We start from the raw sequence: 16,116 nt of genomic DNA, 5'->3' as shown, positions 1-16,116 counted from the left end.
TGGCGCCGAGGGGCGGCTCGGCTTAAGTAGATTGCAATGAGCCCACCTTCCTACAAAGACGTCCTGGACGGCCCGGCCCCCGAAGGCCGGCTCGACGAAGCCGTATCCCGGCTTTTCGCCATCCTGAAATCACAGGACATGCGCCGCTGGCGCCCGCGCATGGCGATCGCCTTCGCCATCACCCTGATCTCCAAAGGCTTCTCGGTGGCGGCTCCAGTGGCGTTCGGCGAGGGCGTCAACGTCATCTCCAGCGCCGCTAGCGCCGCGAGCGAGGCAGGCGGCGGCGTCGCCGTTGGCACATTCGCCGCCGCGGGCGGGCTCTTGCTCGTCTACGGGCTGTTGCGCTTCGCCTCCACCGGCGCGCCGCAGCTGCGAGACGCCATCTTTGCGCCCGTGACCAATGACGCTCAGCGCCTGACCGCAGTGCAGGGCTTCGCCCATGTCCAGTCGCTGTCGCTGGGCTATCATCAGACAAAGCGCACCGGCGCGGTCAACCGGATCATCGAGCGCGGCGCCACTGCGGTGGATTTCCTGCTGCGCTTTCTGGTGTTCAACATTCTGCCCGCCCTTGTGGAGCTTTTGCTCGCCGCCGGCGTGGCGTTCGTTCTCTATGGCTGGGAGTTCGCCGTCATCATAACGGTGGCCGTGCTCGGCTACGCCGTGATGACCTGGATCATGACCGAATGGCGCGTAAAGCTTCGCCGGCGCATGAACGAGGCGGACACCGATGTGAATGCGCGCGCGGTGGACGCCCTGTCCAATTTTGAAACCGTGAAGGCCTTCGCCGCAGAGGCCCGCGAGGCGGAAAACTACAATGAGGCCAAGTCGCGCTACGCCGACGCCGCCTCTGCGTCCCAGCAGAGCCTCGCGGCGCTGAACGCCGCCCAGGCCGCGATCATGAATGGCGGCCTGCTGGCGGTTGCGCTGGTGGGCGCCTGGAAGGCCGTGAACGGCGAGATGCAGGTGGGCGACATCGCCGCGCTCACCCTTATGCTGATGCAGGTCTATCAGCCGCTTAATATTCTCGGCTGGGCCTACCGCGAAATCAAACAGGCCAGCGTCGATCTCGAACGCCTGTTCCAGACCTTACGCCTGGAGCCGGAAATCGCCGATGCGCCCATGGCCAAGCCCCTCATGGTCAAGGGCGGCGCGGTGCGCTTTGAAGGCGTCAGCTTCGCCCATGACGGGCGGTCGCGCAGCGTCGATCAGGTCAGCTTCGACATACCCCAGGGCGCCTATGTGGGGCTCGCCGGGCCCTCGGGGGCGGGAAAATCCACCCTCCTGCGGCTGCTGTTCCGGTTTTATGACCCCGATCAGGGCCGGGTCCTGATCGACGGTCAGGACATCTCCCAGGTCACTCAGGAAAGCCTGCGCCGCAATCTCGGGCTCGTGCCCCAGGAAGTGGTCCTGTTCAACACCACGCTGCGCCAGAACATTCTCTATGGCCGGCCTGAAGCCGACGACACCGCCCTGTGGGATGCGGTGGAGCGCGCGCGCCTGAAAGACTTTATCGAACAGCTTCCCGACGGGCTTGATACCCGCGTCGGCGAGCGCGGGCTGAAGCTCTCCGGCGGCGAAAAGCAGCGCGTGGGCGTGGCCCGGGCGATCCTGAAGGATCCGCCGATTCTGATTCTCGACGAGGCCACCTCGGCGCTGGATTCCCAGACCGAAGCCGAGGTGCAGGACGCGCTGGCCGAGGCTGCGCGCGGGCGCACCACCATTGCGGTCGCCCACCGCCTGTCCACCATCGCCAAGGCCGACATCATTCTCGTGATGGAGGACGGCAAGCTGACTGAAGCCGGCCCTCATACCCAGCTTCTGGACGCAGACGGGCGCTACGCCGCCATGTGGAAAAAGCAGGGCGAGGCGGCCTAGGTGAGGGCGCGGCCGCCGGACGGCGAGGCGATGCTCCGCGCCATCCTGCGCCATGGACCCGGCCTTCGCCATGGGCCCGGCGCCATGCTAACCCGCCGCCCATGAAAATCAGCTTTGACGAATTTCTCGCCGACCCGGCCGGATTCGACACGGTCATCGACGTGCGCTCGCCCGGCGAGTTCGCCGAGGATCATGTGCCGGGCGCGGTGAACATGCCGGTCCTCTCCGATGAGGAGCGGGCGCGCGTGGGGACGATCTACAAGCAGGTCGATCCCTTCAAGGCGAGGAAGATCGGCGCGGCGCTGGTGGCCAGGAACACCGCCGCTTGGCTGGAGTCCGCGCTTGTCGACAGGGAGGGAGGCTGGCGCCCGCTTGTGTATTGCTGGCGCGGGGGTCAGCGGTCCGGCTCGTTCGCCACGATCCTGAAGGCCATCGGCTGGCGGGTGTCGGTTCTGGACGGCGGGTACAAGAGCTATCGCCGCCGGGTCGTGGCCGATCTCTATGACGGGCGGGTCGATACGCCGGTGATCTTGCTGGACGGCGACACGGGCACGGCGAAGACGGCGCTGCTCGATCTGGTCGCGGCGCGCGGCGTGCAGACGCTGGACCTGGAGGGCGCCGCCAACCATCGTGGCTCGCTGTTCGGCTGGCGCGCGGGCGGACAGCCGGGCCAGAAACTCTTTGAAAGCCGGATATGGCAGGGTTTGCAGCACCTGGACCCGGCCCGCCCGGTTCTGGTGGAGGCGGAAAGCGCCAAGATCGGCCAGCTGCAGGTCCCGCCTGCGCTCTGGGCGGCCATGGAAGCCGCGCCGCGCATGGTCGTGAGCGCGTCCCTTGAGACGCGCGCCGCGTTTCTCGCTGAGGCCTATCGCGACATCACGGACGACCGCGCCCGTCTATTGGACCGTATCGAGGCGCTGAAACCCTTTCAGGGCGGCGTCCGGATCGCGCAGTGGCGGGCCCTGGCCGAGGCGGGTGAAATGGAGACCCTCGCCGCCGGGCTGATGGCCCACCATTACGACCCGGCCTATGCCCGCGAACGCAGCCGCCATGAGCGGCCGGTCCTGGCGCGTCTTGAAGCCTCCCGCCTTGATCAGGACGGGCTGGCGGCGCTGGCGGGCGAGATCCTGGCGGCGCTGGCCTAGCGCGCCCGGATCCGCGCCTGCCCATCGGTGCAGGCCATGACCTCCCCGATCACCCAGACCGGCTCGCCGGCGTCTTTCATCAGGTCCAGGCGCCGTTGCGCGCGCTCCGGCGGCAAAGCGGCCAGAAGCCCGCCCGCCGTCTGAGGATCCAGCAACAGGTCGGTGCGCGGGCCGGTGGGCGCGTCTAGCTCGCCCCTGGTGAGCTGGTTCGCCTCAAACAGGCTGGAGCGCACACCGGCGGCGGCCATCGCTTCGGCGCCGTCGAGCACGGGCAGGGCGTCAAGATCCAGGCTTGCACAGGCGGTTTCGTTGAGGAGGCTGAGCAGATGACCGGCGAGCCCGAACCCGGTGACGTCGGTCATGGTGCGCGCGTCTTCGGCGAGCTGGCGCGCGGCCTCTCCCTGGGATCTCGCCATACTCGCCCAGCAGGCGGCAAGGTCGCGCCCGCCCGCCTGCAGCGCCATTTCCGCCGCCATCAGGACGCCGGTCCCGATGGGCTTTGTGAGGACGAGCACGTCTCCGGCCCGCGCCAGGCCCTGGCGCAGGGCCTGATCGGCGATGCCGGTGACGGAAAAACCAAGCGTGAATTCGGCGCCCGTGGCGGTGTGCCCGCCGACAATATCCGCGCCCTCGGGGCCGAACACCGACTGGGCGCCGGCGAGCACCTCTTTCAGCGTGGCGCTCTGCATCGCCTCGCCCATGGGCGGCAGGGTGAGTTGGACCAGCCCGGACTGAGCCGCGGCGCCGCACGCCCATACATCGCCCAGCGCATGGACTGCGGCGATGCGGGCGAACAGGTAAGGGTCTTCCATGAAGGCGCGCAGATGGTCGGTGGACAACACCTGCACCCGGTCGCCGAAGGTCAGCACAGCCGCATCATCGCCGCGCCCCGCAACCACGTCGGCGCGCTGGGGCGCCGGCAGTCCGGAGAGGCCTTGCAACAGCGGGCCGCGCGCGGTTTTCGCGCCGCATCCGCCGCACAGCGGCCGGCCGCCATGGAGCGCGTCGACGCCGGCGGCGCGCTCACCCTTCAGCGCCGGCTCCTCCATGGGCTTGAACTCCGACAGCGTGTTCATGAAGGCGAGGTCGATACGGTTCTTCAGCGACCACACCGGGGCGCCCGTCAGGCTGACTCCCCACTTGGTCCCCACCGCGGTTTTCGAGCCTGTGGAGATCAGCTTGAGATAATCGCCCTGGGGGTTGAAGGGTTTCGACGGTTCATCGCCCTGCAGCGCCGTGCGGAGATTTTCGTAGAGGACCGGCGCGGCGCGCACTGCATAGACCCCGGCTTTCGGCCGCGGCGCATGGGTGAGGTGGGCGCAATCACCCACTGCGTAGACAGCGGGGCTGGAAATCGATTGAAGCGTGCGGCCCACCTTCACATAGCCGTCTTCCAACGCCAGAGAGGTCCGGCCCGGCCAGTCCCAGGGCGCCGCGCCGGCGGCGGCGATGGTGAACTCGCTTTCGATGGACGTGCCGTCGGCCAGCGAAACAGCGTGCGCGTCGATCTTTTCCAGGCGCGCGCCCGTATGAACCCGCACCCCGGCGTCCTTTAGCGCGCGTTTCACCGCCCGGCGCGCTGAGGGGCTGAGGTCGGTGAGGATGTCGTCGCGCGCTTCGATGAGGCTCACTTCAAAGCCGTTGGGGTGGGACTGCGACAGGCGGTGCGCGCACGCCAGAGCCAGCTCGGTTCCGCCCGCCCCGGCGCCGATGACGGCGACCCGGGGCCTGGCGTTGCGGGTCTCCAGCCGGGCAAGGAAGGCGTCCCAGCGATCGGCGAAACGATCCAGCGGCTTGGCCGACGTGGCGAATTCGGCCGCGCCCTCCACATCGGGCACGGCGCCCCTCACACCGATATCCAGGCTGGCGACGTCAAAGCGCACCGGCTCACGCCCTTCAAGGCGGATCAGGCCTGCTTCAGGGTCGATCCCGCAGGCGCGGTCCAGAATCAGGCGCGCGCCGGCGTGGCGGGCCAGGCGCACCAGATCAATCTCCAGCGCGCCGCGGGCGTAGTGGCCCGCCACATAGCCGGGCAGCATGCCGGTATAGGCGGTCACCGGCGATGGATCGATCAGGGTCAGGCGCGCGCCTGCGAGCGGCTTCATGCCCCAGCGCTTGAGCACAAGAGCGTGGGCGTGGCCGCCGCCGATCAGGACAAGGTCGCGGGTGAGCGGCGTGGGAAGGCGCATGTGGGCTCGGGCTTTCGTCGCAAGAGTGCGGGCGCAGATGGCGCTGTCAGGGTCCGGCCAGGCACGAACGAAGGGCCGGGCTCCTGCAGTGCATCAACAAGCCAAGCGCTGAAAGCTTTCCATATCGAGTCCGGATGCGCCAGTGACGCTTGGAGCGTCTGATGGCCGGAAATGAAGGAGAGGCCGTCGTGGAAAGGTGAATGGCTCCCCGGGCCGGACTCGAACCAGCGACAAGCGGATTAACAGTCCGCTGCTCTACCAACTGAGCTACCGGGGAACACCCCATCCACGATGGAGGCACGGTCTTTAGCAACGCTTTTTGGCGGGCGCAAGCGCCGTGCTGCGCGCCTCGTCAGCCGAGTGCAGCACGGCTTTACGGCGGTCAAAAAAAATCGGGAGCGCGAACGCTCCCGAAAAGGCATTGGGTGGATGGTGGGGTGTCTTCGAGGGAAGACATGTAAACAAATACTGAGTCGGCGGTTAACAATCGCCTAACGTTAACGCGGGTTTTCGAAAAAGTTTTCCAAACCTGAATCCCCGCGCACGGACGCCCGTTCGCCCGGGTGTCGCGCTATCGTCCCGGATATGCTATGCTTTTTGAAACAAAGCTAGAGGAGACCGCCATGGCTGAGCGCAGCGCATCTTATGATGAATTCTGGCCCTTTTATCTGCGCGAACATGCCGAGCCCTTCACGCGCTACCTGCATTACGCCGGCACCGTGATCGGAACGTCGATCCTGCTGGGCGCCGTCGCCACGCAGACCTGGTGGGCGATGCTGCTCTGGCCGCTCTGCGGATACGGCTTCGCGTGGGTGAGTCACGCCTTTGTGGAGAAGAACAAGCCGGCCACTTTCACCCACCCGCTCTGGTCGCTGATCAGTGATTACCGGATGACGTTCCTGGCGTTCACCGGTCAGCTCAAGGGCGAGCTTGAAAAGGCCGGCGTGCTCGGCCATCCGAACGCCCGGGCGGCTGAATAAGCTGGTGGCTTCAAATCTCGAACGCGAAACGCCCGGACCAGGCGGTCCGGGCGTTTTCATGTCAGATGCGCGAAAGAGCTCTGGAGGCGCCACCCGGAATCGAACCGGGGTGCAAGGATTTGCAGTCCTCTGCGTCACCACTCCGCCATGGCGCCGTTCAGAGCGAGGGGGGATGCTTACCCAAACCGACCGCTCGCCGCAACGGGCTTTGCGCTGCGAATCTCAGCGGATGAGCCGATTATTCACGCCCGCGCGGCGCCGCACGCCTTGCCGCACCGCGACCGGCGGGGATATAAGCCGGGCGTCAAACAGATAAGAGGTCAGCGTCCGCGCCATGTACGATTACGCCAAGGCCCGCCTGGCGATGGTGAACAGCCAGATCCGCCCCTCCGACGTCACCGATCACCGCATCCAGGACGCCATGGGGTCGATACCGCGTGAGCTTTTCCTGCCCAAATCCCAGCTCTCCAAGGCCTACGCCGACGCCGAAGTGGCGTTGAGCGAGACCCGCGCCATGCTGCGCCCTCGCGAGTTCGCCAAGCTGGTGCACGCCGCCAGGGTGAAGCCGACCGACGTGGTGCTCGATATCGCGTGCGGGCGCGGGTATTCCAGCGCGGTGCTGTCGCGCCTTGCCGAGACGGTCATCGGACTTGAGGACGCGCAGAGCAAGCTGGCCGGCAAGACCGGCGACCGCCTGTCGAAAGTTGGCGCGGACAATGCGGTGGTCATCGAGGGCGATCTGGCCGCCGGCGTGCCGGGCCAGGGGCCTTTTGACGTGATCTTCGTGAACGGCGCCGTGTCCGCTCCGGCGCCGGCCTGGCTTGACCAGCTGGCCGAGAACGGACGCCTCGCCGTGATCGAGCGCGAGGGCGTGATCGGCCGGGCGATGATCTACACCAAGACCGGAGGCCATGTGGGCGAGCGCGCCGTGTTCGACGCCGCGCCGCCCTTCCTTCCGGGGTTCGAGCCGGAGACCGGTTTCGTCTTCTAAACCGGGCCTCGAACACCGATCAGGCCCAACGGGAGAAGTGAAAAGTGAACACCGTTCACTTTCCTTTTGTTGCGTGCGCGTGCATATGTGGGGGCGGGTTAGCGCCCAGGGGTCGTATCGGCCAAGGCGGAAGGGACGTTTTTATGAAATATCGGCTCGTTATCGGCGCCGCGCTGGCGTTCACCGCGCTTGGTTCCGCATCGGCCCAGACGCTGGAAGAAACCTTGAGCGCGGCCTACGCGTCAAACCCCACGCTGGCGGCGCAGCGCGCCCGGCTGGAGCAGACCGAGGAAGGGTATTTTCAGGCTCGCGCCGGTCGGCTGCCGACCCTGTCGGCGAGCGCTTCGGCGTCAGAGCAGGAAACCTGGGGCGGAGCGGCGCAGTTCCAGCAGGATCCCGAAGGCTCCGCCACCTATGGGCTCACCGCAAGTCAGGCGATCTATCGCGGCGGACGCATTTCGGGGTCGATAGACGCGGCCCTCGCCCGCATCCTTGCGGGCCGCGAGCAGCTGCGCGCCACCGAGCAGACGATCTTCATCTCCGCCATCTCCGCCCATTCCGACGTGGTGCGTGACGTCTCTGTCGTGTCGATCCGCTCCAATAACGTGGAGGTGCTCGCCGAGCAGCTTCGCGCGGCCCGCGACCGGTTCGAGGTGGGGGAGATCACCCGCACCGACGTGGCTCAGGCCGAGGCCCGCCTGTCCGGCGCCCGCGCCCAGCTGTCCGCTGCTCAGGCCGCACTTGCGGCGTCGCGCGCCGCCTATCTGCGCGTCACCGGCATCGAGTCGGTGGAGCCGGCCGATCCCGAGGCCGCGCCGATCGTTCCGGAGGATTACGCCGAGGCGGTCGATGTGGCGATCTCCAACAATCCCGACCTCCTGGCCGCCCAATACGCTGAACGCGCCGCCGAACAGGGCGTGCGCGTGGCGCGCGGCGCACTGTTGCCGGAGGTGAGCCTCAGCGCCTCGGCGAGCGAAAGCCGCATGTCGGACTTCACAGGCCAGGCGCGCGGCTCGGCCAGTGTCCGCGCCCAGGTTTCGGTGCCGATCTTCACCGGCGGGCTCAACCGCTCGCGGGTGCGCGAAGCGCGCTCGGCCGCCGATGAGTCCCGGCTTCAGGGCCTCGCTGTGCGCCGCCAGGTGGTGGAAGGCGTCTCCAACGCCTGGAATAATTATCTAGCCGCGCTCGCCGTGATCACCTCCAGCCGGGAGGCCGTGCGCGCCAACGAGATCGCCTTTGAAGGTGTGGAGCAGGAGGCGTTCGTGGGCCTTCGAACGACGCTGGACGTTCTCAACGCCGAGCAGGAATTGTTGAACTCCCGCCTGGAGTTGGTCAGGGCCGAGCGCGATCTCACCGTGGCGAGCTATGGTTTGATGCAGGCCATGGGCCTTTTGCACACCGGCCGGCTCGCCTTGCCGGTGGAGACCTATGATCCCCAGGCCGAGTTTGAGGCCGCGCGCGGTCTCAACTTCGACTTAACGCCCTGGGATTAAGACCGGTCCTTACGACAGGTGAACGCTGGACTTTGGTTCCCGTGCGCGCCTAACCTTGGTTAACCCGTTAGCCCCTCGACGGATGAAGGATCACCATGGCTCAGGAAAACGCCGAACAGGAACCGACGATGGAGGAGATCCTCGCCTCCATCCGGCGGATCATCAACGAAGACGAAGACGAAAAGCCGGCTGAAGCGGCCGCGCCCGAACCTCAACCCGAGCCGGAAGCCGCAGCGCCGGAGCCCGAGCCGGAGCCCGAGCCCGAAGCCGAGCCGGAGCCAGCGTTCGAAGCCGAGCCGATGGACGAGCCTGATGAGGACGACGTTCTGGAATTGACCGACCGGGTCGAGGAAGAACCCCAGCCTGTGAGCGAGCCGGTGTCCCCAGCCGACGATCTGATGATCCTCGACCGCGAGGACGAGGCGCCCGAACCCGAGCCGGCGCCGGTTCCCCAGCCTGCGGTCGAGGAAGAGGACAACCTTGTTGACGACGCGCCCGCCAGCGCCGCGTCCGGCATGTTCGCCGCCCTTTCGGAAAACCTGCGTGTTTCTTCCGATCAGGGCCAGACGCTTGAAGGCATCGTGCGCGAGCTGCTTCGCCCCATGCTCAAGCAGTGGCTGGACGACAACCTTCCCACGATTGTGGAAGAGAAGGTCCAGGCCGAGATCGAGCGTATCGCACGCCGCCGCCGCTAGGCGCGCCTTGTGATGTAAAGGCCCATGAAGCGGGCGCCGGAGCGGATCCGGCGCTCGTTTTCATGTCAGGGTCTGGTTCTTTGCTCAGGAGGGATGAATGCGCGATCTCGAAACGGCCTGGAGCGAGGTGAAGCCCTGGCTTGAAGGGCTGGAAGAGCGGCGCAAGCACGCCGTGCGCCGCTTCATCTGGGCGATCCCGCTCGCCATCGGTGCGGCGGTCGCCGGGGCCGTTGCGGTTTCGGTTTTCGGATTCCCGACGATGCTGGCCGCCTTCGGAGCGGTGGCGCTGGCTGGCGCGATCATGACGTTCGGCGCCAAGGAGATGCGCGCGCTTTCAGCCGAGGTGAAGGGCGGACTCAACACCCGGATCGCAGAGGCGTTCGGGCTGCGCTACGAGCCTGACCCGTTCAGTGCGCCGCGTTTTGAGGCGTTTCGCCAGCACGGCCTGATCCCCAATTCGGACCGCAGAAACTTTGAAGACCATTTCGCGGGCGAAGCCCATGGCGCCGAGTTCGAGCTCTACGAGGCGCACCTGAAACAGCGCCGCCGTTCCAAGAACCGCACCTATTACGTGACGGTGTTTCGCGGCGTGCTGATTCGCATCGCCTTTCCGCGCACGGTGGAGGGGGTGACGCTCATCACCCGCGACAAGGGGGTGTTCAACGCGCTTGAAAGCTTCGCCAACAAGACGTTCGGCAAGGCCGGGCGAAAGCTGGACCGCATCGGGCTCGTAGATCCCAAGTTCGAGAAGCTTTTCGAGGTCTATGGCACCGACCAGGTCATGGCGCGCTATCTTCTGACGCCGACCTTCATGGAGCGCCTGCTGGAGCTTGAAAAGCTCTTGTCGGGCAAGAACTCACGCGCCGTGTTCGACGAGGCGCTGGCGCCGGAGAGCGGACGCGGCGAGCTGCTTATCGCCGCCGAGACCGGCAATAATTTCGAGCCGGGCACCCTGTTCAAGCCCCTGACGGACCGCGCCCGCGTTGAGACGCTCCATGCCGAGATCAAGCTCATCGACGACATCATCGCGACGCTGCTGAAGCCGGCCGATTTTCGCGACAGCGAGGCCGGCGCAAACGCCTAACGCTTGGCCAGCTCCTTCATCGCCCGGTCCACCCCGTCGATCGTCAGCGAGAACATGCGTTCCGGGCCGATGATCTCGCGGATCAGCTGCACCGAATAGGTGTGCGGCCACCAGGTCTCCGGCGTCGGATTGAGCCAGATCGTATGGGGATAGGTCTCGGTGATGCGCCGCAGCCAGGCGCCGCCCGCTTCCTCGTTCCAGTGCTCCACCGAGCCGCCGGGATGGGTGATTTCGGTGGGCGACATGGCGGCGTCACCCACAATCACAACCTTGTAATCGCTGGGGTATTTATGCAGCACGTCCATTAGCGGCGTGGTCTCGCTCATGCGCCTCTTGTTTGATTTCCAAACCGCCTCGTAGGGGCAGTTATGGAAGTAGAAATATTCCAGATTCTTGAACACCGAGGCCGCAGCCGAGAAAAGGCGTTCGGTCAGGTCGATATAGGGGTCCATTGATCCGCCTACATCGAAGAATACCAGCACCTTGACTGCGTTACGCCGTTCGGGGCGCATCTTCACGTCCAGATAGCCGTGGCGGGCGGTGGAGGTGATCGTGTCGTCGAGGTCCAGCTCCTCGGCGGCGCCCTCGCGGGCAAACCGGCGCAGGCGGCGCAGGGCGACTTTCAGATTGCGCGTGCCCAGCTCGCGGTCCTGGTCGTAATCTTTGAAGCGGCGGGTCTCCCAGACCTTCACCGCCTGCTTGTTCTTCGACTTGCCGCCGATTCGCACGCCGGCCGGATTCCAGCCTGAATGGCCGTAGGGGCTGGTCCCGCCGGTGCCGATCCACTTGCTGCCGCCCTCATGGCGCTCGGTCTGTTCGGCCAGGCGCTGTTTCAGCGTCTCCATGAGCTGGTCGAAGTCCATACCCTGGATCTCGGCCATCTCGTCCTCGCTCAAATGGCGCTGCAACTCGGCGCGCAGCCAGTCCTCGGGGATCTCCTCGGCCTTGAACAGGTCGCCCAGCGCCTCCACCCCTTCGAAGAAATGGGCGAAGACTTTGTCGAAGCGATCAAAATTGCGCTCGTCCTTGACCAGCGTCGCGCGGCTCACCGCATAGAAGCTGTCAATGTCCTGATCGATCGCGCCCTTCTCCAGCGCTTCGAGCAGGGTGAGATATTCGCGCGTGGACACCGGAATCTTCGCCGCGCGAAGATTGGTGAAGAAGCGATGGAAGAGTGCGTTGGCCATGGCTCCAACCTAGCGCTTGTGCGCCCCTGCGACAAACCGGCGACCCCATGCAAAACACCCGCGTAGAAGCGCGGGCATTGGCCAGCTCACCAGTGTCCTGTGCCGGGGGCGCCCTTGACCGGACCCTTGATTCGCGGCGTCACCCAGCCGGCGTAAAGCCCGCCCGGCTGAGGCGCCGCGCGCATCCCGTCGATCCACGCCTCGTCCACCACAGCGGGATGAAAGGCGATCCAGCCGGCGATTCGCGAATAGCCCAGGTCCAGATCGTCCAGCGGGTGGGGGTAGGCGAAAGCGGCGCGCTGCGCGGTGCTCCCGCCGGCGATGACGTCGAAATAGATCGCTTCACCCTTCCACTCGCACAGGCTGGTTCCGGCGGCGCGTTTGAGATGATCCATCGCCACGTCGGCGGGCGGGATATAGGGGACCGCCGCACTCGCGGTTTCGCACATCTCCAGCGCGCCGGTCGTGTCGGCGATGGTGACGCCGCGGTGGCGCACCATGACGCGGCCCGGCGCCGGGCGCAGCACCGGCGGTCTTGGATAATCCCAGACGCTTTCCTCGCCCACGCCGACCGGCTCGGGCGTCACCTCGGGAGGGCGCGGACCCCAGCCGTCGCGGTGGGGCGCCAGACGCTTCAGCAGCGCGCGATTGCGCTCCGCGTTCACCTAGCCGCCTTCGCGCCGGTTCATGAACGCCAGGCGCTCGAACAGCTGCACGTCCTGCTCGTTCTTCAAAAGGGCGCCGTGCATGGGCGGGATGAGTTTGCGCGGGTCACGCTCGCGCAGGACTTTCGGGTCGATGTCTTCGGCCAGGAGAAGCTTCAGCCAATCCAGCAGCTCGGACGTGGAGGGCTTCTTCTTCAGGCCGGGAACCGAGCGCAGCTCAAAGAACATGTTGAGCGCTTCGGAGAGGAGCCGGCCCTTCAGGTCGGGGAAGTGCACCTCGACGATCTTCTCCATGGTCTCCTCGTCGGGAAACGCGATGAAGTGGAAGAAGCATCGGCGCAGGAAGGCGTCGGGCAATTCCTTCTCATTGTTGGAGGTGATGATCACGATGGGCCGGACTTCGGCGCGCACCGTCTCGCCGGTCTCGTAGACATGGAACTCCATCCGGTCGAGTTCCTGCAGGAGATCGTTGGGAAACTCGATATCGGCCTTGTCGATCTCGTCGATCAAGAGGACCGGGCGCTGGGGCGCGTCGAACGCCTCCCACATCTTGCCCTTGCGGATATAGTTCTTCACGTCGTGGACGCGGTCATCGCCCAGCTGACTGTCGCGCAGGCGCGCCACCGCGTCGTACTCGTAAAGACCCTGGCGGGCCTTGGTGGTGGACTTGATATGCCACTCCAGAAGCGGCGCGCCGGTGGCGGCGGCGACCTGGCGAGCAAGCTCGGTCTTGCCGGTGCCCGGCTCGCCCTTCACCAGGAGCGGGCGCTCCAGGATCATGGCGGCGTTCACCGCGGAGGCGAGCTCTTCTGTGGCGATGTAGGATTTGGTTCCGTCAAAGCGCATGGCGGTCCCTTGCTGAACTGATGCGGGTCGCAGAGTCGTATTAAGACTAGAGCGCGCAAGCCCTACCGCCTAGGGGCGCTGTTCACCCGCCCCGGTCATAAAAGCGTCCTCAGCCCGTCACGCCGCTCCGCGCGCCCGCGTCGAAGCGCGCTCACGCAGGGCCCCGGCGATGCGCCCGATCGGGTCGGCCCAGTCGCGGAAGCGCTCCGGTGCGAACACCGTGGAGCCCGGCGCCCAGGGATGGCGATCGGTTCCGAAACTGGTCCACTGGCGCTTTGCCGGCGACAGCAGGAAGCTTTCCCCGCCGCAGGCGCCGGTCATGGCCAGGGAGGCGTTGTGCTGGCCCACGCTGATATCCATCAAGGATCCCAGCGCGCCGACGCCCTCCAGATCATTCATCAGATCCAGCCCGTCTATGGTGTGGATGGTGACGCCGTACTCTTTCGCACACAGCGCCAGCTCGGTGTCCACGTCGCCGTATTGGAGCGAGACGAACGTGCAGCCGGGCGTCTCCAGCACCGGGCGCCACATCTCGAAGGGTGAGAAATATTTGGTGCGGTTGCCCTTCATCAGCTTGGACTTCCAGCAAAAGCCGACGCGAAGCCCGGGCGGGAGGGCGTCCACCTTTTCTTTCAACGCAGAGAGCGTCTCGTCGGCGGGACGCAGATACGCACCAAGTTCAGGAAAGCTTTCAGGGGTTGGACGCAAGGCGCGCTGGATCGAGCTTAAGGGCCCCCAGAGATCGGGCTTGAATGCGGTCTCCGCGTCCAGCACAGAGCGGATCTGCCGGCCTTCCTTGAAGACGGTCGCGTGCCGCCCGATGAAGGCGAGCCTTGGAAAGCTGCGCTTGAACAGCTCGATCAGGCGACGCTCGCAAACCAGGCCCACCGCGCCGTCCGGGCCCACTGCGTCTATGGCTTCTTCAAGGGCGGTGGTGTGCATGATTTCGTCGCCAAGGCCCTGTTCGCCAACCAGCAGGAGGCGCTTGCCCTGGATGGAGTCCAGCTCTTCTCCCGACCAGTAGGGCGCGGTGACATTGAAATGGACGCAGTTCTTGTAGAGCGGAGAGAGGCGGGCCTCGTAGCGCGTCCAGCCCTCTTTCAACTCACCCACCGACAGAAGCGCCAACGACAGGCCGTGATCCATGGTGGCCTTATCCACCGGCGTCGGGTCCAGGCTGAGGGCCTTGCGAAAATGGGTGATGGCGCTCTCCACATCGCCGGTGAGGTCCTGACAGAATGCCAGATTGTGGTGGGCGCGCGCAAAGTCAGGCTGAATCCGCAGGGCCTCCTGATAGAAGGTCATGGCCTGCAAAGGATCGCCGCTTTCCAGCAATGTGGTGCCCAGCGAATTCCACAGTTCGGGATTGTCCGGCCAGCCATAGATCGCGGCGCGCAGAAGCTCGATGGAATCGGCGAATTTTTGCTGGTCGCGCAACAGGCCGGCCAGGTTGGACACGCCCGCCAGCGAACCGGGCTCCATCTGATTGTGCAGGCGCAGGAACTTTTCGGCCGCATCCAGCATGTCGAGCTTCCAGGCGATCATGCCCAGATTGAGATAGAGCTCCGAATTATTGGGCTCGAGGGCGTAGGCCTTCTGATAAAAGCTCAGCGCCGTAGACAGCCGCCCAAGCCGCTCCATGGTGAGCGCCATGGCCTGGTGAGCCAGGGCGAAATCGGGCGAAAGCTCGATCGCCTTCAGGCAAAGCTGGGCCGCCTTCGCGGTGGCGGCGGGACCGTCGTCCATGGTCTTTACGGCTCGGCGTACAAATCCCAGCGCTTTGGGATTCAGTTTTTTCGACGCCGTACTCTTGGCGTCCAGCGCTGCGGCGAGCGCTTTTCCGGCGCCGGTGCGCTCGCGCTCCACTTGACGTTTGGCGTCCTCGCGGCCTGCGGCGAGTTCGGCGTCCAGATCAAAGCCGGCGGCCATGGCGGCTCCTTTGAAGGCTTGGGAGACATAGTTGACTCCATGGCGGGCCGCTTCGATTAAGGTTTCGCTAACGAACCGCACACAGGCCTGCGGCGCGGGCCCGTCGCGAAACGCTTTGTTCACCCTGAGCTGAAAAGACTAGGGTCGAAGAACAGCGAATCTGCTGTACGTCACCGTGCCTGGAGGGGCTCCGCATGCCGCTGAAGCTGTCACTGAAGCCCGGCGAAAAATTCGTGCTCAACGGCGCGGTCGTGGAGAATGGCGACCGGCGCGCCACGCTGATCCTGCAGAACAAGGCCAGCGTTTTGCGCGAAAAGGACATCATGCAGGAGCATGAGGCCGATACGCCGGCCAAACGCATCTATCTGCCGGTCATGATGATGTATCTGTCCGCCTCCAGCCAGGACGGGCTCTATGACGAGTTCGTCATGCGCATGACCGAGTTCATGGGAGCGATCTCCAATCCCGATGCGCTGTCAGACTGCGTCGCGGTGAGCCGAGAGGTGATGTCGGGCGAGTATTACAAAGCGCTTTTGAGATGTCGCAAAATCATCGCCTATGAGGCGGAACGCCTTGGCGGCGCCCAGGGCGGGAAAGCCGGCGGCGAGGGCTGAAACCAATGTCCTATCAGGCCTACCAGACCGCGTCCGCGCGCACCGAAGATCCGCGCTCGACCGAGTACCGTCTCATGGGCCAGGTGACCCGGGCCCTGATGGAGGTCAAGGAGGCGGCGCCCACCGAGATTCGCAAGCGCGCCGCAGCCCTGGACTGGAACCGCCGGGTCTGGACCGCGTTCGCCGCCGATTGCGCCAGCCCCGACAACCGGCTGCCGAACAATCTGCGCGCCTCGATCATTTCGCTGTCCATCTTTATCTCCAAGGAGACCAGCAGCGCCATGCGCGGCGCCGGCGACATCGACGTGCTCATCGATATCAACCGCACCATCATGCAGGGCCTGGCCCCCAAGGCCGCCGCCTGACGGTCTCGCCGGCTTCATCAGTGTGAAAAGCGCCGCGCCGGCTTTCGGCGCGGCGCTT

The 16,116-nt window shown here is 65.6% G+C and carries 14 protein-coding genes and 2 tRNA genes; 9 read left to right on the top strand and 7 right to left on the bottom strand.

Features of this window, described 5'->3' with window-relative positions:
• Window positions 1-36: 36 nt before the first annotated feature.
• Window positions 37-1,875 carry an ABCB family ABC transporter ATP-binding protein/permease gene (locus tag ACWCOP_RS09580; RefSeq protein WP_478248060.1) on the top strand — a complete coding sequence of 613 codons (1,839 nt, stop codon included), beginning with the start codon at window positions 37-39 and terminating at the stop codon, window positions 1,873-1,875.
• Between the two features lie 101 nt (window positions 1,876-1,976).
• Complete coding sequence (gene mnmH / locus ACWCOP_RS09575; protein ID WP_478248059.1) at window positions 1,977-3,020, top strand: tRNA 2-selenouridine(34) synthase MnmH; 1,044 nt, start codon at window positions 1,977-1,979, stop codon at window positions 3,018-3,020.
• Here the strand turns inward: mnmH and selD are convergent.
• Together selD and ACWCOP_RS09565 are read right to left on the bottom strand one after the other, a co-directional pair.
• Complete coding sequence (selD, locus tag ACWCOP_RS09570; RefSeq protein WP_478248058.1) at window positions 3,017-5,209, bottom strand: selenide, water dikinase SelD; 2,193 nt, start codon at window positions 5,207-5,209, stop codon at window positions 3,017-3,019. The genes mnmH and selD overlap by 4 nt on opposite strands.
• Window positions 5,210-5,410: 201 nt before the next feature.
• Window positions 5,411-5,486, bottom strand: a tRNA-Asn gene (locus ACWCOP_RS09565).
• 346 nt (window positions 5,487-5,832) lie between these two features.
• Between ACWCOP_RS09565 and ACWCOP_RS09560 the strand changes: the two genes are divergently transcribed.
• Window positions 5,833-6,189: an Mpo1-like protein gene (locus ACWCOP_RS09560; RefSeq protein ID WP_478248057.1), complete on the top strand. Its 357-nt coding sequence runs from the start codon at window positions 5,833-5,835 to the stop codon at window positions 6,187-6,189.
• A gap of 81 nt (window positions 6,190-6,270) precedes the next feature.
• On the opposite strand, the gene ACWCOP_RS09555 is transcribed toward ACWCOP_RS09560, so the two are convergent.
• Window positions 6,271-6,344 (bottom strand) — tRNA-Cys (locus ACWCOP_RS09555).
• Window positions 6,345-6,523: 179 nt separating this feature from the next.
• On the opposite strand from ACWCOP_RS09555, the gene ACWCOP_RS09550 reads away from it, so the two are divergent.
• The 4 genes from ACWCOP_RS09550 (at window position 6,524) to ACWCOP_RS09535 (ending at window position 10,452) form a co-directional block, all read left to right on the top strand.
• Window positions 6,524-7,180 (top strand): protein-L-isoaspartate O-methyltransferase family protein, encoded by a 657-nt coding sequence (locus ACWCOP_RS09550; RefSeq protein ID WP_478248056.1) that lies wholly within the window; start codon window positions 6,524-6,526, stop codon window positions 7,178-7,180.
• Window positions 7,181-7,323: 143 nt separating this feature from the next.
• A complete protein-coding gene (locus ACWCOP_RS09545; RefSeq protein ID WP_478248055.1) occupies window positions 7,324-8,673 on the top strand; it encodes a TolC family outer membrane protein in 1,350 nt (449 codons plus the stop codon).
• 95 nt (window positions 8,674-8,768) lie between these two features.
• Window positions 8,769-9,368, top strand: a complete 600-nt coding sequence (locus ACWCOP_RS09540; protein WP_478248054.1) for a DUF2497 domain-containing protein — start codon at window positions 8,769-8,771, stop codon at window positions 9,366-9,368.
• A 97-nt stretch (window positions 9,369-9,465) separates the two neighbouring features.
• A complete protein-coding gene (locus tag ACWCOP_RS09535; protein WP_478248053.1) occupies window positions 9,466-10,452 on the top strand; it encodes a DUF3137 domain-containing protein in 987 nt (328 codons plus the stop codon).
• Here ACWCOP_RS09535 and ACWCOP_RS09530 read toward each other — a convergent pair.
• The 4 genes from ACWCOP_RS09530 to ACWCOP_RS09515 all read right to left on the bottom strand — a co-directional run bounded on the left by ACWCOP_RS09530 (window position 10,449) and on the right by ACWCOP_RS09515 (window position 15,079).
• Complete coding sequence (locus tag ACWCOP_RS09530) at window positions 10,449-11,639, bottom strand: vWA domain-containing protein (protein WP_478248052.1); 1,191 nt, start codon at window positions 11,637-11,639, stop codon at window positions 10,449-10,451. The genes ACWCOP_RS09535 and ACWCOP_RS09530 overlap by 4 nt on opposite strands.
• A gap of 86 nt (window positions 11,640-11,725) precedes the next feature.
• Window positions 11,726-12,304 (bottom strand): DUF427 domain-containing protein, encoded by a 579-nt coding sequence (locus ACWCOP_RS09525; RefSeq protein WP_478248051.1) that lies wholly within the window; start codon window positions 12,302-12,304, stop codon window positions 11,726-11,728.
• On the bottom strand, window positions 12,305-13,150 hold the full coding sequence (locus tag ACWCOP_RS09520) for an AAA family ATPase (RefSeq protein WP_478248050.1): 846 nt from the start codon (window positions 13,148-13,150) through the stop codon (window positions 12,305-12,307).
• A gap of 117 nt (window positions 13,151-13,267) precedes the next feature.
• Window positions 13,268-15,079, bottom strand: coding sequence for a tetratricopeptide repeat protein (locus ACWCOP_RS09515; protein WP_478248049.1), 1,812 nt, complete (start codon window positions 15,077-15,079; stop codon window positions 13,268-13,270).
• A gap of 194 nt (window positions 15,080-15,273) precedes the next feature.
• Here ACWCOP_RS09515 and flbT point away from each other — a divergent pair, with 194 nt between their 5' ends.
• On the top strand, window positions 15,274-15,693 hold the full coding sequence (flbT, locus tag ACWCOP_RS09510) for a flagellar biosynthesis repressor FlbT (protein ID WP_478248048.1): 420 nt from the start codon (window positions 15,274-15,276) through the stop codon (window positions 15,691-15,693).
• Between the two features lie 5 nt (window positions 15,694-15,698).
• Window positions 15,699-16,058, top strand: coding sequence for a flagellar biosynthesis regulator FlaF (gene flaF, locus ACWCOP_RS09505; protein ID WP_478248047.1), 360 nt, complete (start codon window positions 15,699-15,701; stop codon window positions 16,056-16,058).
• Window positions 16,059-16,116: the final 58 nt, after the last annotated feature.

Source organism: Apolloniradiicaulis salifontis, from assembly GCF_053756655.1.
Note: the sequence above shows the minus strand (reverse complement) of the source record. Positions and strands in the feature narration are given on the sequence as shown.